Below are 22,573 nucleotides of genomic sequence, written 5' to 3' on the forward strand. Positions count from 1 at the left end.
GATACCTTCCGTCGTTCCGGCTCAGCCGGCCGCCTTCATGCCGGCCCGCGCGTAGCGGCTTTCGGGCCGCCTGAACCCCAGGTGTTCACGCAGGGTCGTGCCTTCGTAGTCGAGCTTGTAGAGACCCCGGCGCTGCAATTCCGGCACGACGCCGGCGACGAAGGCTTCCAGCCCGTCGGGCAGGGTCGGGAAGATCACCATGTAACCGTCGCAGGCGCCGAGGGAGAACCATTCCTCCATCGCGTCGGCGACATCCGCCGGGGTGCCGATCACGCGCTTGTTGCCCCGCTCGTAGCGCTGCCAGAGCTGGCGGAGCGTCAGCTTCTGTTCCGTGATCATGGCGACGATCTGCTGGAAATAGCGCGTGTGCAGATTGGCCGATTTCGGGATCCGGTCGAGCGGGATGGGCTGGTCCGGATCGAGGTCGGAAACATCCGCCTCGAGATCCGAGGCGACGCGGATCTTGCCGACCAGGGGATGGATCATCTCCTGCAGGGTGCGGTGCTTGTCCTCTGCCTCCCAGCGGCTTTCGCCGATCGTCGGCGTCAGCCCGGCGAGAACCCTGATCTCGTCGGGCGTGCGGCCGAACTTCGCCATGCGGCCCTTCACGTCGTCGTAATAGGCCTTGGCCGCTTCCGGCGTGTCGTCCGAATTGAAGACCACTTCCGCCGTCTCGGCCGCCAACTCCTTGCCCGCGTCGGACGCGCCGGCCTGGATGATCACCGGCTGCCCCTGGGGGCAGCGGGCGAGGTTCAGGGCCGAATGCATCTTGAAGAATTCGCCCTGGTGGTCGAGGACGTGGAATTTGGCGGGATCGAAATAGACGCCGCGCGCCTTGTCGAAGACGACGGCGTCGTCGTCATAGGTGTCCCACAGCGCCTTGACGATCTCGACGAATTCCTTCGCCCGCGCGTAACGCCGGGCGTGGGGCGCCAGCTTGTCCTCGCCGAAATTGCGGGCGGCGTAATTGTTGCCCGAGGTGACGACGTTCCAGGCCGCGCGGCCATGGGAAATATGATCGAGCGAGCCGTAGAGACGGGCGAGGTTATAGGGCTCGTAGAAACTGGTCGAAGCCGTGCCGCCGAGGCCGATGCGGCTGGTATGGCCGGCCAGCGCGGTCAGCAGGGTGATCGGCTCCAGGCAGTTCATATAGGGGATGTAGCGCGACCAGGCGTCCAGATTGTCGGTCCGCGCCGCCGGCGTGTCGGCGATGAAGAAGAGGTCGAATTTCCCCTTCTCGGCGAGTTGGGCCATGGCGACGTGATAGTCGATATCGTTGGTGCCGTCGGTGGCGCCCGGGGCCTTCATCCAGCCCGCGGGGTGCAGCCCGTGGGCCTGCGCCAGAAGTGCCAGCGCCATCTTTCCACGCTCAGCCATCGCCGAAATCCCCTTACCGATGAGAAGCAAGACAAAGAAAAAGGGAGGGGTGCCGCCAAGCACCCCTCCCCCTATGTGGACCGTTCAGGTCATGGCGGTCAGGCGAACCACCAGCGTTCCGCGAACCGGCCGCCGTCCATGGAGAAGTCGGAGCCGAGCTCGCCGAACATCACCTTGGTCGAGGCGGCGTCGACGAAATTCGCCACCACCGGGCAGATCTGGCCGCCGGTCTCGGAGATCAGGGTCTGCATGTCGTAGTAGAGCTGGCGACGCTTCGCGAGGTCGAACTCGGTCCGCGCCGCGACCATCATCTGGTCGAGCTTCGGATCGGACATATGGGTCTCGTTCCAGCCGGCGGCGATGCCGTCGGTCGAATAGGCGAGCGAGAGCATGGCGTCCTCGTTCGCGCGGCCCGACCAGCGCGCGGCGCAGAAGGGCTTCTTGAACCAGATGTTGTCCCAGTAGCCGTCTTCCGGCGTCTTCGTCACCTTGATGTCGATGCCGGCCTTCAGCGCCTGCTCGCGGAACAGCACGGCCGCGTCGGTCGCGCCGGTGAACGGCGTCTCGGAGACGAAGAGCTCGACCGACAGGCTGTCGTGGCCCGCCTTCTTCAGGTGGAACTTGGCCTTGTCCGGATCATAGGCCTTGGGCTTCAGGTCCGGATTGTAGAACTGGTAGGACGGCGTGATCGGCTGATCGTTGCCGACCGAGGCGAAACCGCCCGCGATCACCTTCACCATCTCCTCGCGGTCGATGGCGTATTTCATCGCCGTGCGGACGTCGATGTTGGTGAAGGGATCGGCATCCATCAGCATGGGGAAGGTGTAATGCGCCTTGCCCGCGACCGAGAGGAGCTGCACGTCCTTGTTCCGCTTCAGGAGGCCGGCGGTCTTCAGGTCGACGAAATTATAGGCGTCGATATCGCCCGAAACGAGGGCGGAGGTCCGGGCCGCCGCATCCTTGATGCAGATCATCTCGACCGCGTCGAAATGGGCGCGGCCTTCCTTCCAGTAGTTGGGATTGCGCTTCACCACCGATTTGACGCCCGGCTCGAGCGACACGAGCATGTAGCCGCCGGTGCCGATGCCCTTCGAGAAATCGGTCGTGCCGTTCTTCACCATGCCCAGGGTCTCGAGGGTCATGATGTCGGGGAAGCTGACGTTGCCGTCGCTCAGCACGACGGTCAGTTCGTATTTGCCCGTCGCCTTCACGTCGGAGACCGGCTTCAAGATCGGCGCGGCCGAAGAGGTCGTGCCTTCCTCGCGGTGGCGGTTCAGGGAATAGACCGCGTCCTCGGCGGTGAATTCGCTGCCGTCATGGAAGGTGACGCCCTGGCGCAGCTTGAAGACCCAGGTCTTCGCATCGGCGGAGCCTTCCCAGCTTTCGGCCAGTTCCGGCACCAGCACGCCGCCGGGGCCGAATTCGATCAGGTTGTTGTAGAGCTGGCGGAAGATGAAGAGCTGGAAATAGGTGGAGTAGAGCGCGGGGTCGAGACTGTCGACGGCGGCGAAATCGCCGATCCCCACCCGCAGCGTGCCGCCCTTCTTCGGCGTCGCCGCCAGGAGCCTGCGCGGCATCAGACCGATCGCACCGGCGGCCGCAGCCGAGCCGATGAGAAAATCGCGACGCCCTATGCCATTGGAAAACGCCATCTCGGCCTCCTCGTTCTTCCATCCCCTGCCCGCCGCGCGGGCCTCCATCCGGTCTTCGAAAATCGTCCCACATCCCTGTGATTTGTAAAGACATAAAGGCGAGGAATTGAATATTTCCTTGGCAGATGGCGATCGCCGCCGGCGCCGTGCCGCTTTTTTGGTCAGGTGATGCCCGGAAAAAGGCAAGCACGCGCGTCGAAGCGCGCGACGCAGGGCGAAAACCGCCGCCCGCTATTGTTCAGACATCAAGCGGGGAGAGGATGCGGTAAAGCTGTACGGCGACCAGCATGCCACTGCCCGTCAGGCTCTGCCATCCCCCGATGCCCCCCGTGATCGAGGCGGCGTCGCGCGGCGCCAGATCCGGCCCGCCGGCAAGGCGAAAACCGCCCGCGAGGACGACCACCACGCTCGTCTCCGCCAGCGGAAAACCGCCGACGCCGGAGACACGCAGCACGTCGGCCCGGGCGGCATGAACCCCGCGCCGAACCATGACGTTGAGATCCTCGATCGCGCCGCCATGCAGATGCGCGTCGAGCGGCCAGTCGCCCGGAAAGCTCGCCTGATCCCCCACCTGGTCGAGAACGAAGCGCAGGCCGTCCGGGCCCTCCAGGGTCATGCCCGCGCCGGCGGTCAGGGTGAGGATGCGGTCGTAGCCGGCAAGGGCGGAAAAAGGCCCGTCCGCCGCGACCCGTGCCATGCTGATCCGCCAGTCGAAATCGCGGGCGGCGATGGCGGCATCGGGCGGGAAGATCGCGATCTCCGCCGTGGTGCCGCCACCATTGGCCCAGGGCATGGTGCGATGGGCGGCCGCCGGCAGCAGGCGATGGACCGGGGCCGCCATCCGCCCTGCCCTCAGTTGCCCAGGATGCCGGGCAGGCGCAGGCCCTTGTCGCGGGCGCAGTCGAGGGCGATGTCGTAGCCGGCGTCGGCATGGCGCATGACGCCGGTCGCCGGATCGTTCCACAGCACGCGGCCGATGCGCGCGTCCGCTTCGGCCGTGCCGTCGCAGCAGACGACCATGCCCGAATGCTGGCTGAAGCCCATGCCGACGCCGCCGCCATGATGCAGCGAGACCCAGGTGGCGCCGGAGGCGCAATTCAGCAGGGCATTGAGCAGCGGCCAGTCGGAGACGGCGTCGGACCCGTCCTTCATCGCTTCCGTCTCGCGGTTGGGCGAGGCGACGGACCCCGAGTCGAGATGATCGCGGCCGATCACGATCGGCGCCTTCAATTCGCCGTTCCGCACCATCTCGTTGAAGGCGAGGCCGAGGCGATGACGGTCGCCGAGACCAACCCAGCAGATCCGCGCCGGCAGGCCCTGGAAGGCGATGCGTTCCCGCGCCATGTCCAGCCAATTGTGGAGATGGGCATTGTCCGGCAGCAGTTCCTTCACCTTGGCGTCGGTCCTGTAGATGTCCTCCGGATCGCCCGAGAGGGCGGCCCAGCGGAACGGGCCGATGCCCCGGCAGAATTGCGGGCGGATATAGGCCGGCACGAAGCCGGGGAAATCGAAGGCATCCGTCAGCCCCTCGTCGAAGGCGCGCTGGCGGATGTTGTTGCCGTAGTCCAGCGTCGGGATGCCCATGCGCCAGAAATCCAGCATGGCCTCGACATGGACCTTCATCGACGCCTTGGCCGCCGCCTCGACCCGCTTCGGATCGCTCTCACGCGCGGCCTTCCATTCGGCCAGGGTCCAGCCCGCCGGCAGGTAGCCGTTGATCGGATCATGCGCGGAAGTCTGGTCGGTGACGATGTCGGGGCGAATGCCGCGCCTCACCATTTCGGGGAAGACGTCGGCGGCATTGCCGAGCAGACCGACGGAGATCGCCTTGCCCTCGGCATGGGCCTTCTCGACGATGGCCACGGCCTCGTCGATGGTCTCGGCCTTCACGTCGACGTAACGGGTGCGCAGGCGGAAATCGATATGGTCGGGATCGCATTCGACCGCGATGCAGGAGGCGCCGGCCATGGTCGCCGCCAGGGGCTGCGCCCCGCCCATGCCGCCGAGGCCGCCGGTCAAGATCCATTTGCCCTTCAGATTGCCGTCGAAATGCTGGCGCCCCGCCTCGACGAAGGTTTCATAGGTGCCCTGGACGATGCCCTGGGTGCCGATATAGATCCACGAGCCGGCCGTCATCTGGCCGTACATCATCAGGCCCTTGCGGTCGAGTTCGTTGAAATGGTCCCAGGTCGCCCAGTTCGGCACCAGGTTGGAATTGGCGATCAGCACCCGGGGCGCGTCGGCGTGGGTCTTGAACACGCCGACCGGCTTGCCGGACTGAACCAGCAGGGTCTCGTCGTTCTCCAGCGTCTTCAGGCTGGCGACGATGCGGTCGAAATCGTCCCAGGTGCGCGCCGCGCGGCCGATGCCGCCATAGACCACCAGTTCGTTCGGATTCTCCGCCACTTCGGCGTCGAGATTGTTCATGAGCATGCGCAGCGGCGCTTCGGTCAGCCAACTCTTGGCGTTCAGTTCGGTGCCGCGCGGGGCCCGCACTTCGCGGGTGTTGTGGCGGGGGTTGCTCATCTCATCACTCCTCGGGGTCAGGCGGCGCGGCGGGCGATCGCCTCGATCGCCTGAAGCATGTCGCGCAGATAGGGTCGAAGTTGGCCGGCCACGGCCGGATCAAAGGACCAGGGGGCGGCTTCCGCGCTCAGATAGGCGCGCTGGCCGAGTTCCATCTGGATCGCGTGCACGCCCGTCTCCGGCCGGCCGTAATGCCGCGTGGTCCAGCCGCCCTTGAAGCGGCCGTTGACCACGTGATCGAAGCCATCGCGCCCGGCCGCCTTCGCGACCTCGGCGACCGCCGTCAGAATCTCGTCCGAACAGGTGGCGCCCGCGTTGTTGCCGATGTTGAAGACCGGCAGACGCCCCTCGAACAGAAACGGGATGTCGGAGCGGATCGAATGGCAGTCGTAGAGCACCACCATGGGATGGATTGTCCGCAGGCGCTCGACCTCCGCCGCCAGCGCCGCGTGATAGGGCGCGTGGAAGGCAAGGCGCCGGCGCTCCACTTCCGCGGCATCGGGCGCCTGGCCCGGTTTCCAGATCGGCCGGCCGTCGAAATCCGTCTCGGGCACGAGACCCGTCGTGTTCTGCCCGGGATAGAGCGATCGGCCGGAAGGATCGCGATTGGCGTCGATCACATAGCGATGGAAATTGGCGTGCACGACCGTGGCGCCGGGAAGGAGCCCGTCATAGAGCCGGTCGATATGCCAGTCCGTATCCGCCAAGGCCCGCCCGGTCGCATTGAGGGCGGCGGCGATATCGTTGGGCACGAAGGTGCCGCCATGGGGCTGGCCCAGGATGACGGGGCCGTCGCCCCGGATCACGCCGACCGGCGTCATGCCTCGACCCCTTCGAGGAAACGCGCGTGCAGGGGATTGAAACCGATCCGATAGGAAAGCTCGGCCGGATCCGCCACGTCGAAGACGGCGAGATCCGCGGCCTTGCCGACTTCGATGGAACCCGTCTCGTCGCCAAGGCCGAGCGCCCTGGCCGCATTGACGGTGACCCCCGCCAGCGCCTCCGCCGGGGTCAGGCGGAACAGGGTGCAGCCCATGTTCATGGTCAGCAGCAGGGAGGTCAGGGGGGAAGTGCCCGGGTTGCAGTCGGTCGAAAGCGCGATCGGCACCCCGGCCCCCTTCAGCCGCCCGATCGGCGGCATCTGGGTTTCGCGCAGGCAGTAGAAGGCACCGGGCAGCAGGGTGGCGACGGTGCCCGCCCGCGCCATGGCGGCCACGCCTGCCTCGTCCAGATATTCGATGTGATCCGCCGAAAGACCGTCGAACTGCGCGGCCAGCGCCGCCCCGCCGAGGTTGGAGAGCTGTTCGGCATGGATCTTCACGGGCAGGCCCAGGACCGTCGCCGCCTCGAACATGCGCCGGGTCTGCGCCACCGAGAAGGCGATCCCCTCGCAGAAGGCATCGACCGCGTCGACCAGTCCCTGGGCATGGGCGGCGGGCAGCACCTCATGGCACAGGAAATCGATGAAATCGTCCGGTCGGCCGGCGAATTCGGGCGGCAGGGCATGGGCCCCGAGAAAGGTGGTGCGGATCCGCACCTTGCGGTGCCGGGCCAGATCGCGTGCCACCCGCAGCATCTTCAATTCATTCTCGAGGTCGAGGCCATAGCCCGATTTCACCTCGACCGTCCCCGTCCCTTCCGCCAGCAGGGCGTCGAGGCGGCCGAGCGCGCCGGCCAGAAGCTGGTCCGCCGCGGCGGCACGGGTGGCCCGCACGGTCGACATGATGCCGCCGCCGGCCGCCGCGATCTCGGCATAGCTGGCGCCTTCGAGCCGCATCTCGAATTCCCGCGCCCGGCTGCCGCCATGGACGAGATGGGTGTGGCAGTCGATCAGTGCCGGCGTCACCAGCCGGCCGCCCAGATCGATATGGGGCCAGGCCGCGAATTGCCGCGGCAGATCCCCTCGCCCGCCGACGAATTGGATGCGACCATCGGCGACGACGATGGCGCCATCGTCCAGAAGGCCATAGCCGGAAGGTTCGGCCATGGTCGCGATGCGCGCTTTTATCAAGACAAATGATGCGGCGGACATACTCGGTTCCCTCAATCCCTGCGGAGAAACCGCTTGCCTTTCATCGTAGAGGCAACATTATTGTCTAGTCAATAAAAGGCAGGCCGATGACGGTGATTTTCGCGGATCAGGCCCTGCTGCCCGCGGGCTGGGCGACAGGGGTTCGGATCATCCTACGCCCGGATGGCGGGATCGGCACGGTAGAGGCCGGGGGCCGGGCCGAGCCCGGCGACCTGCGCGTCGCGATCTTGCTGCCCGCCCCCGCCAATCTGCACAGCCACGCGTTCCAGCGCGCCATGGCCGGCCTGACGGAACATCGCGGCCGGGGACGCGACAGTTTCTGGACCTGGCGCGACCTGATGTATCGCTTCACGGCCCATCTGACGCCGGACGACGTGCAAGCGATCGCCGCCCAGGTCCAGATGGAGATGCTGGAGGCGGGCTATGCCGCCGTCGCCGAATTCCACTACCTGCACCATGCGCCCGACGGCGCCGATTATGCCGACATCGGCGAGATGTCGGCCCGGGTGGCCGAAGCGGCGGCGGAGACCGGCATCGGCCTCACCCATCTGCCGGTGCTCTATGCCCATGGTGGCGCGGGCGGAAAGCCGCTGGAGCCGGCGCAGGGCCGCTTCGGCTGCGACCTGCCGCGCTTCGAGCGCCTGATGGCCTCGGCGGCGCGGGCGATCGCCGCCCTGCCGGCCGACTGCCGTCTCGGCATCGCGCCCCATTCGCTGCGCGCGACCACGCCCGACCTGCTGCGCGCCGCCACCACCGCCTTCGCCGGCGGCCCGATCCATATCCATATCGCCGAACAGATGCGCGAAGTCCGGGACGTCGAGGCATGGCTCGGCGCCCGGCCGGTCGCCTGGCTACTCGACAATCTGCCGATCGACGCCGCCTGGTGCCTGATCCACGCCACCCATATGACCGGGTCCGAAACCGAGGCCCTGGCCGGAAGCGGTGCCGTCGCCGGGCTCTGCCCGATCACGGAGGCCAATCTCGGCGACGGCCTCTTCCCCATGGCGGATTTCACCGGGGCGGGCGGCACCTATGGCGTCGGTTCCGACTCCAACGTCCGCATCGCCCTTGCCGAGGAATTGCGCCTGCTCGAATACGGCCAGCGCCTGTCCCATCAGTCGCGCGCCGTGATCTGCCCGGAAGACGCCTCGAACGGCCGAACGCTCTATGAGGCGGTCCTGGCCGGCGGCGGTCGGGCTCTCGGCCGCGACGCCGGCTGCATCGCGCCCGGCCGCCTCGCCGATCTCGTCGCGCTGGACGGTGACGCCCTCGCCCTCGACGGACGGAAGGGCGACCGCATTCTGGACGCCTGGCTCTTCGCCGGCGACGACCGCCTCGTCACCGACGTCTGGTCCGCCGGCCGCCATCAGGTCCGCAACGGCCGCCACGAGGCGCGCGACCGGATCGAGCCCCGCTACAGATCCGCGCTGCGCCGGCTCCTCGCCGCCTGAACGTCTTCCGACCGGCTCAGCGCGTGGGGCGCACCACCCGGCCCGGGCGGGCCCCGGTGTCCTCGTCATTCAGGCGCGTCACCTCGCCATGGGCCAGCGTCGCGAGATAGCCCGTCGAAAGCTGGAGGAAGCGGGCGCCGCCCGCCGGCAGGTCGGCATGGAGTTCCGGCATGTGGTCACGCAGATTGTCGAGGTCGATCACATTGACGTCCGCCCGTTTGCCGACCTCGAGCGTGCCGCGATCGGCGAAGCCGAACAGGCGCGCCGGCACCGACGTCGCCTTGGACACCACCAGTTCGACCGGCAGGCGCGCGCCCCGCGACCGCCCCCTGACCCAATGGGTCAGACCATAGGTCGGCATGGACATGTCGCAGATGAAACGGACATGGGCGCCGGCGTCCGAAAGCCCGGTGACGCTGTTCGGGTCCATCAGCATCTCGCGGCAGACGTCCAGATTGCCGTCGACGAAGTTGGAGCCGAGGAAAACGGCGACCGTCCGGCCCTCGTCCTCGAGCAGATAGTCGTAGAAATAGTCGACCGGATCCCGGTTCGCCGCCGCCGCCAGGGCGCCGATCGACTGGTCGAAGGTCGGTTCGTAGTCGAAGCCCGGGCCCATCTTGAACATCATGGGCAGCAGCATGGCGTAAAAGCCGGGCAAGGCATTCTCCGTCGCCCCCGGCCGACCGGTCGGCACATTGTCCTCGGCCAGGATCGCCGCCTTCACCTCGGGCTTGCGCAATTCGCGCAGCATTTCGGCCCTGGGCAGATCGGCGAGGCGCAGATAGGTCGGCCGGCGCATGAAGGGATGATAGGCGAGGAGCGAGGCCAGGAAGGTCACTGGCCTCGATGCGATCATCGGGGCGAGCTTCGCGCCCCGGCCGTTCTCGGCCGCCGTCGCGTCGAGCACGTCGCGCCAGACACCGGGCTGGGAGGCGATCTGCACGGTCGTGAAGACCACCCGCTGATCGGTCGCGCGCGACAGCCGCGCGAACATCGCCACCTCGTCCAGCAACGGCGCCTGTTCCGGCGGCAGTCCCGGCAATTGCCCGGTCGTGTTGGCGCCGATCGCCTGCAGCACGCCGCCGCCGCCCGCCTTCAGGCCCCGGGCGATGGCCAGAAGCTCGTCCTCCGCCGCGAAAGTACCGGGCACCGGGTCGCCGGAGAGCGAGCGGTGGCCCTGGATGCGCGAAGTCGAGAAACCGACGGCGCCCGCCCGCGCGGCGCCTTCGGCGATGGCCGCCATGCGCGCGACGTCCTCCGCCGTCGCCGCGTGGTCCCGGGTCGCGCGCTCGCCCATGACGTAGAAGCGAAGCGCGCCATGGCCGATCTGCGCGCCGACGTCCATGGTCCAGCGCCGGCCGTCGAGGTAATGGAGATAATCCTCGAAGCTCTCCCAGGCGCCCCAGGGCATGCCCTCGTGCAGCGCCGTGCCGGGAATGTCCTCGACCCCTTCCATGAGATCGATCAGGGCTTCCGCCTCGCCCGGCCTCACGGGGGCGAAGCCGACGCCGCAATTGCCCATGACGACCGTCGTGACGCCGTTCGCGGCCGAGCCTTCGAGCCGCTCGTCCCAGGTGACCTGGCCGTCGTAATGGGTGTGGGCGTCGATCCAGCCGGGCGTCACCAGCGCGCCATCGGCGTCGATCGTCCGCCGCGCCGGCCCGGTGATCCGGCCGATTTCCGCAATCGCGCCGTCCTTGATGCCGATGTCGGCCGTCCGCGCGGCGGCGCCGGTCCCATCCACCACGGATCCCGCCCTGATCACTGTATCGAACATCGTCCCCTCTCCCCGGTCCGGCCTTTCCGGCCGTTGTTTCGTCTTGCCCGGCCGGCCCCCGGCCGTCCGCCGATCCATTCCTGCCCCGTGCGGAAGTCCCTGTCGAGACGGAAAGCCGATCACCCAGGAAAATCCCCGGGCCCGGATCTTCTTGCGGCGCAGGCGATCGAGCGCCACGGCGACGATGACCACGATGCCGATGGCGGGAATTTGACGGCGGGACGAGATGCCGAGGATCGACGCGCCATCGATCAGCATGGTGTGGAACGGGACCTTCACACCCGGTTTCAAGGCGGATGACGTCCCGCCCCACCGGACCGGGTGGTCGCGCGCATTCCCGCTCTTCTCCGCCGACCCGCCTCGGGTGCATCATCCCGACGGTGATCGTCGGTGCGCGCTCGGGGTCGTCTTCGCGAACAAACCCTGCCGGGATTTCGCCGGTGGCGGCCTACACTACGCCTCGGGACACGACAATGAATGATCCGCTCGAACCGACAGGCCGCGCCGCGCGACACGATCTCTTTCTCGTGCGCCATGGCGAGACCGTCTGGAATCGTGAAAAACGGTTCCAGGGCCTGCGGGATTCGCCATTGACGGCGACCGGCCGCGACCAGGCTTCGGCGGCCGGCGATTGCCTGGCCCGCCTGCTCCACGACAGGCCGGGCCTGCCCTTGATCTGCAGTCCCCTGCCCCGGGCCCTGGCGACGGCTTCGATCATCCGCGGCCGCTGGCCGGGGCCGCCCCCGATCGCCGACGCGGCGCTTCGCGAGGTGGCGCTGGGCGACTGGGAAGGCCGTACACGGTCCGAGGTGAAGGCGGCCTGGGCCGCCCGCCTCGCGGCCGTGCCGAAACCCCAATGGTATTTCGAGGCGCCGGACGGCGAAGCCTATGACGCCGCCCGGCGGCGGGCGGAAGCTTTCCTCCGCGATCTGGCGGGTCCCGCCGTGGTGGTCACCCACAGCATCTTCGGCCGGCTGCTGCGGGGCGTTCACGAAGGCCTGGAGCGGGAGGCGACCGTGGCGCTGCCGGCGCCGCACGACGCGGTCTGGCATCTCGCGCCAGACGGCAGTGTGCGCCTGGTGTCGACCGCGAGCATGGCAGCCGACGGCGCGTCCGCGCTCAGGAGCTGATCCGGAGCCGCGCCTCGCGAAGGCCGTCCCGCGGCCGCCGGGTGCCCGACATGGTCTCAGGCCTTGAGGGCGGTCAGGCCGTGCAGGCCGATCACGGCTTCCTCGTCGCCGAGGGCCAGGGTCTTGGCGGCCAGTTTCGGCAGGTTTTCGCCGGCGGCCTTGGCCGTCTCGTCCGAGACCACGCAATCGACCATGAATTCCTTGGTCGCGTCCTGAAGCCGCGCCGCGACGGAGACCGTATCGCCGATGGCGGTCAACAGCAGGCCGCGAGACGGGTCGCCGATCACCGTGACGATCGCCGTGCCCGTATGGACGCCGATGCCGATACGCAGCGGAAAGGGCAGCGCGGCGGCGAACTTGTCGTTCAGCGCCTCCATGGTCGACAGCATCGCGCGCGAAGCGCCCAGCGCGCAGGAAGCGCCGGCCCCCTCCCGGTCGTCCAGGCCGAAGACCGCCAGCAGCCGGTCGGTCATGAAACTGTCGACGCGGCCGCCGTGGGCTTCCGCCTCCTGGCTCATCTCCTTGATGAAGGTGTTGATGATCAGCGTCATGTCATAGGGGGTGAGGCGCCGCGTCAGGCCGTTGAAGGCCCGGATGTCGACCACCACCACCGTGACCCGCCGCTCCGCCCCCCAGCGATAGGTATCGTCCATCGACTGCTGGCGCTCGGTCTGCGGCAGGATGGGCAACAGGATCTGCGCCGAAATATCGTCGGCGACCCGGAGCTGGCAGGCCAGGCGGACGTTCCCGGGCGCGCCGATCCGCTTCAGCATCGCCGCTTCCAGATCGTTGGGCGGCGGCAATTTGTCGGCCCCGACGCCGATCGCGACACGGCAGGTCGAACACCGCCCGCGCCCGCCGCACATCGCGGGATGGGGAACGCGGGCGATGCGGCTCGCCTCCAGCACGCTGGTCCCCTTGGTCACCTTGATCTCGCGATGGCCGACGAACCGGACGGTCGCCCGGCCGGCCCGGCGCCGCACGGTCTGCCGCACGCCGATGAACATCAGAACCGAGCCCGCCAGGCCGAGGAAGACGTATCGCGAGGTATCGATGATCGGATAGAGATGCTTGACCGGGTCGTCGTCCGCCGTCTCCGCGGCGGCCGCGCCGTAGTCGTCACGTCCATAGCCCCCGCCGTAGCTGCCGGCGGCGGGCGCCGGCGCCGGCTCGCGGGCCTGGCGCGTCGCGCCGATGAAGCCGGAAAAGGCCAGGATCGGCACGAGGACGACGAAAGCGGTCCAGAAATTGCGCCAGCGCCGGAACCCCTGGCGCGAGCGGAGCATCTGGGTCAGGCCGATGCAGCCATGGACCCAGGCGCACGTCAGGATGGCGAGTTGCAGATCCGCCCGTGAATCCCAGAGCCACGCCAGCACCTTGCCGTATTCGACTTCGTCCGGACGCCCCCAATGGCCGATCCGCATGGTCACCACATGATCGATCACCAGATAGGGGATCGTCAGGCCGAGCAGGATCTGCACCGCCTCGTCCCAGGGCATCCAAAGGGTGCGCCGCCGGAGCAGGCGCCGCAGCACCAGCGTCAAATGGACGACGAAGGCGCCGTAGAGCAGCACCGTCCCGGGCCAAGTCTGCCACAGCCAGACGCGCCAGGTCTGCACCTCGGTCATGACCTCGAGCCCGATGATGCCCATCGCATGATTGATCAGATGCAGAGAGACGAAGACGAACATGACGATGCCCGACCACAGCCGCAGCGAGGTCTCGATCGCCATCAGACGGGAACGGGGGCCGAGCGCCTCGGCGGTGAGCGGCGCGTCACTCATCGGCGCGCACCTCGGGCAGGGGTCGAAAGGTCACGGGCGGGGTCCGGCGGTCATGCGGGGATCAAAAGCCGCGCGCGGCTTCGGTGCGCAGGCGCATGGCCAGGTTCCGAGCCACCGCCAGGGAAAAATCGGGCTTGTCGTGCATCAGGCGAAAGAAACTGTCGCGGTCGAGGCGCAGCAATTCGAGGTCCGAGACGGCACGCACGGTCAGCGAGCGTTCGGCGTCGCAGAGCACGCCGACCTCGCCGATCACCGCGCCCGGGCCGTCGACGCCGAAGCGCTGGAGCCCGTCCCCGCCCTCGCGCACGAATTCGACGTCGCCGTTCAGCACGATATAGACCGCGTCGGAAGGATCGCCGCCGTGGCACAGCGTTTCCCCGGTCGACAGGCGGACCCGGTCGCTGAGACAGGCCAGCAGGCGCATCGAACCGGCGTCCGTGCCCCTGAAGTTGGGCGTCTCCTGCAAGGTCGAAATTTCAGACTCGAGCGCCATCGTCCCTTCCTCTCCTGCCGGCCCATCATATAGCCGGACCCCTGCCAAAGCGATAAGCCAATGCCCGACGGCGACAGCCTCAAGCGCCGCCCGACACCAGGCGCCCCCCCTTGAACCGATAGACGGCGTCGAACCCCTCGGCTTCGTCGCCGTCGCCTAGGCTGGTGATCAGGGTGCGTCCCGCCATCGCCCGGCGCACCCCGTCGAGCAGGGTCGCCGCATCCGCGGCCGGCAGCGCGCCGAGCGTGCCGTTCAGCACCAGAATCTCGGGCCGGCGCAACAGGGCGCGCGCCACGGCGAAACGCGCCCGCTGCTGCGGATGCAGATTCTGCCCGCCCTTGCCGACATCGAAGCGCATACCGAGATCGAACACGGTCTCGTCGAGGCCGAGTTCGGTCAGGACCGCGGTCACCAGGGGCACGATCCTGTCGCGCATATGCATCTTGTCGCCGGCGATGCGCCCGAACAGCAGGTTGTCCAGCATGGGGGCCTGACGCATGTAGCGGTCGTAGTCGTAGAATTCGATCGCGTCCCGCAGTTCGTGCGGCAGGTGGCGCTGGAAACTCTGGCGTGCCCTGAGCAGCCGGGCGCGGAATTCCGGCGTCAGCAGGCCGATGCGATGCCGGGGCTCGATGAATTCGAATACGAGTTCGAGAAGCTCGCCGCGAAGCGCCGGCGTCGGCCCCCAGTCCCCCTGCTTCGCCAGGGCGTCGAGAACATCCGTCAGTTCCTCGACCAGGGACGGCGAAAGGAAGGAGTAGCGCTCGAACACCGGATGGTCGGGCGGCAGGCCGGCGAATGTCTCGACCGCCATTTCGGCGATCTTCCGCCCGCCGGCGAGCAGCGATCCCAGCAACCCCTCGGCTTCGAGGATCGACAGGGTGAAGGGATCATGGGCGAGGCCCGTCCCCTTCAGCCGGCCGCCGACGGGAATGCCGAACATCAGGTTCTCCCCGATCGTGGCCTGCCTGTTGTAACGCGTGGCATCGAAGCGTTCGATGACATGGGTCAGGCCCGCCGTCTCGATCCGCTCGTGCAGCAGGCGCCGCGCGGCGACGATGCGGTCGGCCGTGTGATCCAGGAATTCGCCTTCGAGCCTCGAATTCAGGCCGAGGCGCCGGACATGCTCGTTCCCGCCGACCGCGTCGATCGCCTCGTGCAGGCGCCGGCTCAGGGTCTCGGGTCCCTCCCCCGGGCCGAGCCGGCTGTAATCGACGTCGTCCTCGCCCGGTGCCGCGGTCATCCGGCGCAGGCCGATCAGCAGATTGTCGCGCAGCGAACCGGCGGAAAGATCGGGCGACGGCCCGCAATAGGTGAGATGCCGGGCCAGCGTCGCCTCGGGAAAGGACGAAAGATCACAGTCGCCCACGGCGATCGAGCCTTCGTATTCGGTGATCTGTCGGCCGATCAGGCGGCACAGGACGTCGCGCGCGCCGCCCACCTCGTCCAGGAAGGCGATATGGCCGGGCCGGGCCAGCGTGAGCGACAGGCGATCCAGCACATGGCCGCCACGGCCATCGCCGATCGAGACGGAACGGATTTCGATCGGCGCGCCGCTCGCCGGAAAGCCGTTTCCGCCCGCCGCCTCGTCGAAGGGCGGCAGCAGCTTCGACGGCGAGAACTGCTTGATCACCTGCTCGTATTTGATGGTCACGTCCTGGCGCTGCTGATCCCAGTCGATCAATTCCTTGATCGGCGGCGGCAGGTCGCGGTAGGCGGCGATGACGGCGATCAGCTGCCCGATGTCCATCTCGCCGCGCAGCGCGAAATAGCCGCCGACCGAATAGAAGGCGAAGGGCGTCACCTGGGACAGCATGTTGTTCAGGAACTTGACGGCGAACTTCCGCTTGAACAGCCGCGCGCGGATCGTGAACAGCGTGCCCAGCCGGTTCGCGACATCGGCATCGACATCGGCCGAGGCGCCGAAGGTATGGACGGTCGACGCCGTTTCCACGACCTCGCCGATCCGGCCGGCGAAGCGCCGCGATTCGATCTGGCGCATCCGGCCCAGGCGAAGCTGCTCGCGCCGCAGCAGCGGGATGATCACGGCCTGGACGGTCACCACCGCCGCCGCCGCGATACCCATCCAGACGCTCTGGACGAAGATGAAGATCAGCGCCGTCGCCGCCTGGGTGCCCAGGAAGACCGGCTGGATGAAGGCATCGCCGATGAAGCCGCCGATCGGATCGACCTCGTCCTTGATCATGCTGGCGGCTTCCGCCGGCTTGACCGCGGCGACGTCTTCCGGACGAAAGCGGAGCAACAGCACGAAGAGGTCGTGTCGCATCCGGCGGAGCATCGTCTCGCCCAGCACCCCCTTGCGGAGATTGATGAAATACTTGAAGGCGCCGTTCACGAAGACGAGCGCCAGGAACCAGCCGCTCAGCACCAGAAGGAAGGGCAGCCGTTCCAGGTCCAACCCCTCGCTGATCACCAGATTTCCGCCCCCCAGAAACGCCGGCAGGCCGATCTTCATGTCGAACAGGGTCGCCGTCAGGTTGCCGTCGGCGAAGGCCCTGCCCTGGATGGCGTCATTGGCGATCTGTTTCGGAACTTCCAGCGAAATCCAGTAGAACGGCAGTGAAATAATGATGACCGCCAGCAAGACGAGCTGCTGCCCCTTGCTGTGGCGCCAGGCGTAGCGAAACAGATTGGTGTCCAAAGACCGTCTCTCCGGGTTGGCCGCGCTCAGACCGCGAGGCATGGTGGCGTGGCATGACTTTCGAGACAACTGCGAACCGCTGGACAAGAAGCGGAGGCCACTGCATTGATGTCCTTGTCAGATTCTGAGCCCGTAGTTCCTGCGTTGGGGGGCGCCATTCATGTCTTGGTTCGAGCGGAGTTTCGCCGCCGTTGCACCTGATGAGGGCGGCCGCGAATTGCGCATTCTGATGTACAGCCACGACACATACGGGCTGGGCCATCTGCGCCGGTCGCGGGCGATCGCCAATACCCTGATGTCGGCTCATCCGCGCGCCTCGATCGTCATCGTCTCGGGCTCGCCCGTCATCGGCAGTTTCGACTTCGCACACGGGGTCGACTATGTGCGCGTGCCGGGGGTCGTGAAACTGCCGGACGGGACCTACAACACCCACAACCTCAACATGTCGCTCGACCAGGCGGTCGACATGCGGAAGGGCATCATCCTGGAAAGCTGCCGGATCCTGGAGCCCGACATCGTCATCGTCGACAAGGAGCCGACGGGGTTTCGCGGCGAGCTGCTGCCCGCCCTGGCCCTCTCCAGGGCCCGGGGTGCGCGCATCATTCTGGGCGTGCGCGACGTGCTCGACGCGCCCGAGGCCCTGGTGCCCGAATGGAGCCGCAAGGGTGCCGCGACGGCGCTGGCCGATTATTACGACGACATATGGGTCTATGGCCTGCGCGAGTTCTATGCACCGCTGGATGCCCTGCCCCTGCCCGCCTCGCTGCGCCAGCGAATCGTCTATACCGGCTATCTGCGGCGCGAACTGCCGCCGCGCCAGCCGCTCACCCGCTATCCCCGCCTGACCCGGCGGCCCTTCCTGCTGGTCACCGCGGGCGGCGGCGGCGACGGTCACGAGATGATCGACTGGGTCCTGTCCGCCTACGAGCGGGACCGCAATCTTCCCTATGCCGCCCTGGTCGTCTTCGGCCCCTTCATGCCCCGCGAGAGACGCGCCCTGTTCCTCGAACGGATCGCCCGTCTGCCCGACGTCGAGGCCCTGACCTTCGATTCGGGGCTGGAGCATCTGATGAACGATGCCGCCGCGGTCATTTCCATGGGGGGCTACAATACGTTCTGCGAGATTCTGTCCTTCGACAAGCGGGCCCTGATCCTGCCGCGCAGCTCGCCCCGCATGGAACAGATGATCCGGACCGAAAGGGCCAGCAGTCTCGGCCTGCTTCGCTACATCGAAGCCGCCAACCTCGATGCCGGCGCCAGCCACGATGCCGAGGCGATGGCCGCCGCCATCCGCGCCCTGCCGGACCAGCCTCTGCCCTCGACCTGCCTCCTGCCCGACATGCTGGGCGGTCTGGACCGGATTGCGACATTGAGCAACGAATTGGCCGTCTCGCCCACGGCCGAGTCCACGCGGCGCTCGGCCGAGGGCAGCGCCGAATGAGGGTGGAGCCGGCCCGGCGCCTCGCGATCGTGTTGAAGGGCTATCCAAGACTGTCCGAAACCTTCATCGCCCAGGAAATCCTGGCCCTCGAACAGGCGGGGCTTGATCTCGAGATCTGGTCCCTGCGCCATCCGACCGACGGCAAGCGCCACCCCCTGCATCAGGCGATCCAGGCGCCGGTCCGCTATCTGCCCGAATATCTGCGCGACGAGCCGTTCCGGGTTCTGAAGGGCCTGATTTCGGGCCTTCGGCGGCGCGGCTTCCTCCGGGTGCTCGGCTTCTTCTGGCGCGATTTGCGGCGCGATCCCAGCGCCAACCGCCTGCGCCGGCTGGGTCAGGCGCTGGTGATGGCGCGGGAGATGGCGCCGGAGATCCGCCGCCTGCATGTCCATTTCCTGCATACGCCGGCCTCGGTCGCCCGTTACGCCTGCCATCTGACCGGCCGGACCTTCAGCTTTTCCGCCCATGCCAAGGACATCTGGACGACGCCCGACTGGGAATTGCGCGAAAAGATCGCCGACAGCGCCTGGGGCGTCACCTGCACCCGGCAAGGTCACGAGAAACTCTCCAACCTTGCGCCCGACGGCGACAGGGTCGCCCTAGTCTATCACGGGCTCGATCTTCAGCGCTTTCCGGCGCCGCCCGCCCGGGCCGCCAGCGCGTCCGGTGCGCCTGTCGCCCTGGTCACCGTGGGGCGCGCGGTCGAGAAAAAGGGCTTCGACGATCTTCTGTCCGCCCTGGCCCTGATGTCGGCCTCGAACCCGTCGTGGCGCCTGGTCCATATCGGCGGCGGCGCCCTGGTCGAGTCGCTCGACGCGCAGGCCCGGCGCCTCGGCATCGTCGATCGCGTCCGCTTCATGGGCCCGCTGGCGCAGGATGGCGTGATCGAGGCACTGCGCGCCGCCGACGTCTTCGTCCTCCCCTGCAAGGAGGGGAAGGACGGCGACCGCGACGGCCTGCCCAATGTCATCATGGAGGCGGCGACCCAGGCCTTGCCGATCGTCTCGACCCGCTTCGCCGGGGTGCCGGAATTCGTGCGCGACGGGATCGAAGGCATTCTGGTGCCGCCCGGCGACCCGCCGGCCCTGGCGCGGGCCCTCGCCAAGCTGACCGCCGATCCGGCGCTTCGTCTCGACATGGGACAGGCGGCGCTTCGGCGCATCGCCGATTTCTCGTTCCGGACGGGGGTCGAAACCCTGTTGGCGAAACTCGGCCGCGATCCTTCGCCGTGCCCCCGGTCATAGGCTTCCACGCCCCGCTGAAGAGCCCGGATGATCCGGTCCCGTCCGGCGACCGGACGATGGCGCGTCTTCTTCTGACGGCGCTCCGGCAGGCCGGCTACGATCCCGTGCTGGCCAGCAGCCGCCGGCTCTACGACGGTTCGGGCACCAGGGCCGAGACGATCGCCGCCGCCCGCGCCGAAGGCGAAGCCCTGAGCACGGCATGGGCGGCCGGGCCCGCGGCCTCGCGCCCCGCGCTGTGGTTCACCTATCACGTCTATTACAAGGCGCCGGATGTGATCGGCCCCCTGGTCGCCCGCCGTCTGAACATTCCCTATGTCGTCGCCGAAGGCTCCCGCGCGGCGAAACGCGCGGCCGGCCCCTGGGCGGCAGGCCATGCCCTGGCGGAGGCGGCGCTGGACCAGGCGGCCGCGATCCTGATCCTGAACGAGGCCGATCGGCCGGGCCTGGCCGCCGCCGCTCCACCCGGCCAGCACCTGACCGCCTTTCCCCCCTTCGTCGATCCGGCGGATTGGCCGGACCACGACGGCGGGTCAGCGGTGCGCGCGCCCCTGGACCTGCTGACCGTCGCCATGATGCGCGAGGGCGACAAGCTCGATTCCTACCGCCTGCTGGCAGACGCCCTGAGCCGCTGCGCCGACTTGCCTTGGCGCTTGCGGATCGTCGGCGACGGCCCGGCCCGGCCGGCCGTCGAAGCAATGTTCCGGCCCTTCGGCGATCGGGTTTCCTGGCACGGCAGGCTCGAGCGCGCGGCGCTGTCGCTTCTCTATCGGACGGCCGGGCTGCTGATCTGGCCGGCGGTGAACGAAGCCTTCGGCATGGTCTTTCTCGAAGCCGCCCTGCACGGCTGTCCGTCCCTCGCAGGGAATGTCGGCGGGGTCGGCGGCGTGATCCGCGACGGCGAAACCGGTCTCCTCGTCCCGCCGGGCGATCCCGCCGCCCTGGCGACCGCCCTTGCCGGCCTGGCCGACGCGCCCGGCCGCGCGGCGGACCTCGGCGCGGCGGCGCGGCGCTTCGTCCTCGGCGAACGGACGCTGGCCGCCGCCGCCGCCCGGCTGAAGCTGATACTCGACCCGATCCTGAAGGAGGCGGCGTCATGCCCCATGCCGTCCTGATCGTCGTCACCCATCTGCTCGGTGTCGGTCACCTGACCCGGGCCGCCGCGCTGGGTCGCGGTCTCGCCCAGGCGGGCCATGACGTCACCCTGGTGACCGGGGGCCGGCCGGCCCCGCTGGTCCGGACCGACGGGTTGCGGGTCGTGCAATTGCCGCCGGTCCATTGCCGGGGCGTCGATTTCCGTACCCTGCTGGGCGACGACGGCCAGCCGATCGGCGATGCGGTTCGCCGCGACCGGATCGACGGTATTCTTGATGCCCTGGGAACGTCCCGGCCCGACGTCGTCGTGACCGAGACCTTCCCCTTCGGCCGGCGCCAATTGGCGGCGGAATTCCTGGCGCTGCTGGAAGCGGCCGCCCGGCGCCCCGTCCGGCCCGCCGTCCTGGCCTCGGTCCGGGACATCCTGAACCCGCCGTCCCGCCCGGAAAAAGCGGCCGAGGCCCTGGAGAGGCTGGGCGCCTATTACGACGGCGTGCTGGTCCATGGCGATCCGGCCGTGACCGCGCTCGGCGCCTCCTGGCCGGTGAACGAAGCCCTGGCCCGGCGCCTTCGCTATACCGGTTATGTCGCGGAAGACCGTCCGGCGGCCCCACAAGTCACCGATGAGAGCGGGGAGATCTTCGTCTCCGGCGGCGGCAGTGCGGCCAGCCTGCCGCTGTTCCGCGCCGCCGCCGATGCCGCCGCCACTTGGCCGGGGGCGGAGCGCTGGCGTCTCTTCATCGGTCATGGCGTGCCGGCGGCGGATTTCGACGCGCTGGCCGGCCGGGCCTCGGCCAGGCTGGTGGTGGAACGGGCCCGTGCCGACTTCACCCGCCTGCTGCCCGGTGCCGCCCTGTCGGTCAGCCAGGCGGGCTATAACACGATGATCGACCTCGCCATCGCGCGGGCCCGTGCCGTGGTGGTGCCCTTCGAGCAGGGAAACGAGGCGGAGCAGCGCCTGCGCGCCCAATGTTTCGCCGCGAGCGGCCTGGTCGAAGTGGTGCCCGAAGCCGATCTGACGCCCGCCACGCTGGCCGCCGCCGCGCATCGCGCCCTGGCCAAGCCCCGGCCGGCGGCAAGTCCGCTCGATCTCGGCGGTATCGAAGGGGGGTGCCGCGAAATCGAGGCGGCGGCCGAAGCCGCGACCGCAGTGGCCGTGGCCGAAGCGGCGCTGGACCAAGCTCTCGATGGCGCCGCCAAGGTCGGCCTGACCCTCGATTTCTGGTGGCGCGACGATGATGCGGTGGCGCCGGGGCCCGCCCTCGACCGCCTCCTCACGCTGGCCGAGACGGCCGATACCCCGCTTGCGCTCGCCGTCATCCCGGCGCTGACCGGGCCTGCACTGGCCGATCGACTAGCCACGACCGCCGCCGATGTCGCCGTCCTGGTGCATGGTCTTGCTCATCGGAACAATGCCCCGCCCGGCGCCAAGAAGCAGGAACTCGGCTTCGGCCCGCCGGCCTCGATCGCCGCCGACCTGGGCCGGGCGATGGCCCAATGCCGGGCCCTGTTCGGTACGCGCGCCCTGCCCGTCCTGGTCCCGCCCTGGAACCGGATCGACCCCGCCGTCGCCGAACTGCTGCCCGCCCAGGGTTTCACCGGCCTCTCTACCTTCGGCCCGCGCGCCCGCTGGACCGTGCCGGGGCTTTCGATCGCCAATACCCATCTCGATCCGATCGACTGGCACGGCGGCCGGAGCCTGGCGCCCGTGCCGGCGCTTCTGACCGGTCTCGCGGCCCGGATCGCGGCCATCGTCGACGGCCGCTCGCCGGCGGAACCGCTCGGCATCCTGACCCATCACCTGGTGCATGATCCCTGGGTCTGGCACTGGCTGGAACGACTGCTGCGCCTGTTGCGCCGATCCCCCGCCGTTCGCTTCGTCGGCCCGGCTCGGGCCTTCGAGTAGACTTGC

The 22,573-nt window shown here is 68.4% G+C and carries 16 protein-coding genes; 6 read left to right on the forward strand and 10 right to left on the reverse strand.

Annotated features, from left to right (window positions below; translation table 11 throughout):
• Positions 1 to 21: 21 nt before the first annotated feature.
• The 6 genes from L2U69_RS16860 to hutI form a co-directional block, all read right to left on the reverse strand.
• Complete coding sequence (locus L2U69_RS16860) at positions 22 to 1,377, reverse strand: LLM class flavin-dependent oxidoreductase (protein WP_236108301.1); 1,356 nt, start codon at positions 1,375 to 1,377, stop codon at positions 22 to 24.
• A gap of 98 nt (positions 1,378 to 1,475) precedes the next feature.
• Entirely contained in the window at positions 1,476 to 2,954 is a 1,479-nt protein-coding gene (locus L2U69_RS16865; RefSeq protein WP_236108302.1) for an ABC transporter substrate-binding protein, read from the reverse strand.
• Between the two features lie 313 nt (positions 2,955 to 3,267).
• Entirely contained in the window at positions 3,268 to 3,870 is a 603-nt protein-coding gene (locus L2U69_RS16870) for a HutD/Ves family protein (protein WP_236108303.1), read from the reverse strand.
• Between the two features lie 11 nt (positions 3,871 to 3,881).
• Entirely contained in the window at positions 3,882 to 5,555 is a 1,674-nt protein-coding gene (gene hutU, locus L2U69_RS16875) for a urocanate hydratase (RefSeq protein WP_236108304.1), read from the reverse strand.
• A 17-nt stretch (positions 5,556 to 5,572) separates the two neighbouring features.
• Complete coding sequence (gene hutG, locus L2U69_RS16880; RefSeq protein WP_236108305.1) at positions 5,573 to 6,376, reverse strand: N-formylglutamate deformylase; 804 nt, start codon at positions 6,374 to 6,376, stop codon at positions 5,573 to 5,575.
• Complete coding sequence (gene hutI / locus L2U69_RS16885; protein WP_236108306.1) at positions 6,373 to 7,587, reverse strand: imidazolonepropionase; 1,215 nt, start codon at positions 7,585 to 7,587, stop codon at positions 6,373 to 6,375. Before hutI ends, hutG begins: the two co-directional genes overlap by 4 nt.
• Positions 7,588 to 7,673: 86 nt before the next feature.
• On the opposite strand from hutI, the gene L2U69_RS16890 reads away from it, so the two are divergent.
• A complete protein-coding gene (locus L2U69_RS16890) occupies positions 7,674 to 9,038 on the forward strand; it encodes a formimidoylglutamate deiminase (RefSeq protein ID WP_236108307.1) in 1,365 nt (454 codons plus the stop codon).
• 16 nt (positions 9,039 to 9,054) lie between these two features.
• Here L2U69_RS16890 and L2U69_RS16895 read toward each other — a convergent pair whose 3' ends face one another.
• Positions 9,055 to 11,106: an N-acyl-D-amino-acid deacylase family protein gene (locus L2U69_RS16895; RefSeq protein WP_236108308.1), complete on the reverse strand. Its 2,052-nt coding sequence runs from the start codon at positions 11,104 to 11,106 to the stop codon at positions 9,055 to 9,057.
• A gap of 182 nt (positions 11,107 to 11,288) precedes the next feature.
• Between L2U69_RS16895 and L2U69_RS16900 the strand changes: the two genes are divergently transcribed.
• Positions 11,289 to 11,945, forward strand: a complete 657-nt coding sequence (locus tag L2U69_RS16900) for a histidine phosphatase family protein (RefSeq protein ID WP_236108309.1) — start codon at positions 11,289 to 11,291, stop codon at positions 11,943 to 11,945.
• A 56-nt stretch (positions 11,946 to 12,001) separates the two neighbouring features.
• Here L2U69_RS16900 and L2U69_RS16905 read toward each other — a convergent pair whose 3' ends face one another.
• From L2U69_RS16905 to L2U69_RS16915, 3 genes are all read right to left on the reverse strand, one after another.
• The gene (locus L2U69_RS16905; RefSeq protein ID WP_236108310.1) at positions 12,002 to 13,729 is read right to left on the reverse strand and encodes an adenylate/guanylate cyclase domain-containing protein; all 1,728 of its coding nucleotides are present in this window, start codon (positions 13,727 to 13,729) and stop codon (positions 12,002 to 12,004) included.
• 61 nt (positions 13,730 to 13,790) lie between these two features.
• A complete protein-coding gene (locus L2U69_RS16910) occupies positions 13,791 to 14,222 on the reverse strand; it encodes a cyclic nucleotide-binding domain-containing protein (RefSeq protein WP_236108311.1) in 432 nt (143 codons plus the stop codon).
• Positions 14,223 to 14,301: 79 nt separating this feature from the next.
• Entirely contained in the window at positions 14,302 to 16,884 is a 2,583-nt protein-coding gene (locus L2U69_RS16915; RefSeq protein WP_236108312.1) for an ABC transporter transmembrane domain-containing protein, read from the reverse strand.
• Positions 16,885 to 17,044: 160 nt separating this feature from the next.
• Between L2U69_RS16915 and L2U69_RS16920 the strand changes: the two genes are divergently transcribed.
• Genes L2U69_RS16920 through L2U69_RS16935 form a run of 4 tightly spaced genes read left to right on the forward strand, consistent with a single transcriptional unit; the run spans position 17,045 to position 22,567 of the window.
• Positions 17,045 to 18,325, forward strand: coding sequence for a glycosyltransferase family protein (locus L2U69_RS16920; RefSeq protein ID WP_236108313.1), 1,281 nt, complete (start codon positions 17,045 to 17,047; stop codon positions 18,323 to 18,325).
• On the forward strand, positions 18,322 to 19,569 hold the full coding sequence (locus tag L2U69_RS16925; RefSeq protein ID WP_236108314.1) for a glycosyltransferase: 1,248 nt from the start codon (positions 18,322 to 18,324) through the stop codon (positions 19,567 to 19,569). Before L2U69_RS16920 ends, L2U69_RS16925 begins: the two co-directional genes overlap by 4 nt.
• Before the next feature lie 56 nt (positions 19,570 to 19,625).
• Complete coding sequence (locus tag L2U69_RS16930) at positions 19,626 to 20,681, forward strand: glycosyltransferase family 4 protein (protein WP_236108315.1); 1,056 nt, start codon at positions 19,626 to 19,628, stop codon at positions 20,679 to 20,681.
• Positions 20,663 to 22,567 (forward strand): glycosyltransferase, encoded by a 1,905-nt coding sequence (locus L2U69_RS16935; RefSeq protein ID WP_236108316.1) that lies wholly within the window; start codon positions 20,663 to 20,665, stop codon positions 22,565 to 22,567. The genes L2U69_RS16930 and L2U69_RS16935 overlap by 19 nt, the downstream gene beginning before the upstream one ends.
• Positions 22,568 to 22,573 lie beyond the last annotated feature (6 nt).

The sequence above is a fragment of the Zavarzinia marina genome (assembly GCF_021568905.1).
Lineage (GTDB): Bacteria > Pseudomonadota > Alphaproteobacteria > Zavarziniales > Zavarziniaceae > Zavarzinia > Zavarzinia marina.

Coding starts and splice junctions, on each gene's coding strand:
- hutU (WP_236108304.1), bottom strand. CDS start 5,555: ATGAGCAACCCCCGCCACAACACCCGCGAAGTGCGGGCCCCGCGCGGC.
- L2U69_RS16865 (WP_236108302.1), bottom strand. CDS start 2,954: ATGCCGCGCAGGCTCCTGGCGGCGACGCCGAAGAAGGGCGGCACGCTG.
- L2U69_RS16870 (WP_236108303.1), bottom strand. CDS start 3,870: ATGGCGGCCCCGGTCCATCGCCTGCTGCCGGCGGCCGCCCATCGCACC.
- L2U69_RS16910 (WP_236108311.1), bottom strand. CDS start 14,222: ATGGCGCTCGAGTCTGAAATTTCGACCTTGCAGGAGACGCCCAACTTC.
- L2U69_RS16930 (WP_236108315.1), top strand. CDS start 19,626: ATGGCGCGTCTTCTTCTGACGGCGCTCCGGCAGGCCGGCTACGATCCC.
- L2U69_RS16905 (WP_236108310.1), bottom strand. CDS start 13,729: ATGAGTGACGCGCCGCTCACCGCCGAGGCGCTCGGCCCCCGTTCCCGT.
- hutI (WP_236108306.1), bottom strand. CDS start 7,587: ATGTCCGCCGCATCATTTGTCTTGATAAAAGCGCGCATCGCGACCATG.
- L2U69_RS16935 (WP_236108316.1), top strand. CDS start 20,663: ATGCCCCATGCCGTCCTGATCGTCGTCACCCATCTGCTCGGTGTCGGT.
- L2U69_RS16860 (WP_236108301.1), bottom strand. CDS start 1,377: ATGGCTGAGCGTGGAAAGATGGCGCTGGCACTTCTGGCGCAGGCCCAC.
- L2U69_RS16890 (WP_236108307.1), top strand. CDS start 7,674: ATGACGGTGATTTTCGCGGATCAGGCCCTGCTGCCCGCGGGCTGGGCG.
- hutG (WP_236108305.1), bottom strand. CDS start 6,376: ATGACGCCGGTCGGCGTGATCCGGGGCGACGGCCCCGTCATCCTGGGC.
- L2U69_RS16900 (WP_236108309.1), top strand. CDS start 11,289: ATGAATGATCCGCTCGAACCGACAGGCCGCGCCGCGCGACACGATCTC.
- L2U69_RS16920 (WP_236108313.1), top strand. CDS start 17,045: ATGTCTTGGTTCGAGCGGAGTTTCGCCGCCGTTGCACCTGATGAGGGC.
- L2U69_RS16925 (WP_236108314.1), top strand. CDS start 18,322: ATGAGGGTGGAGCCGGCCCGGCGCCTCGCGATCGTGTTGAAGGGCTAT.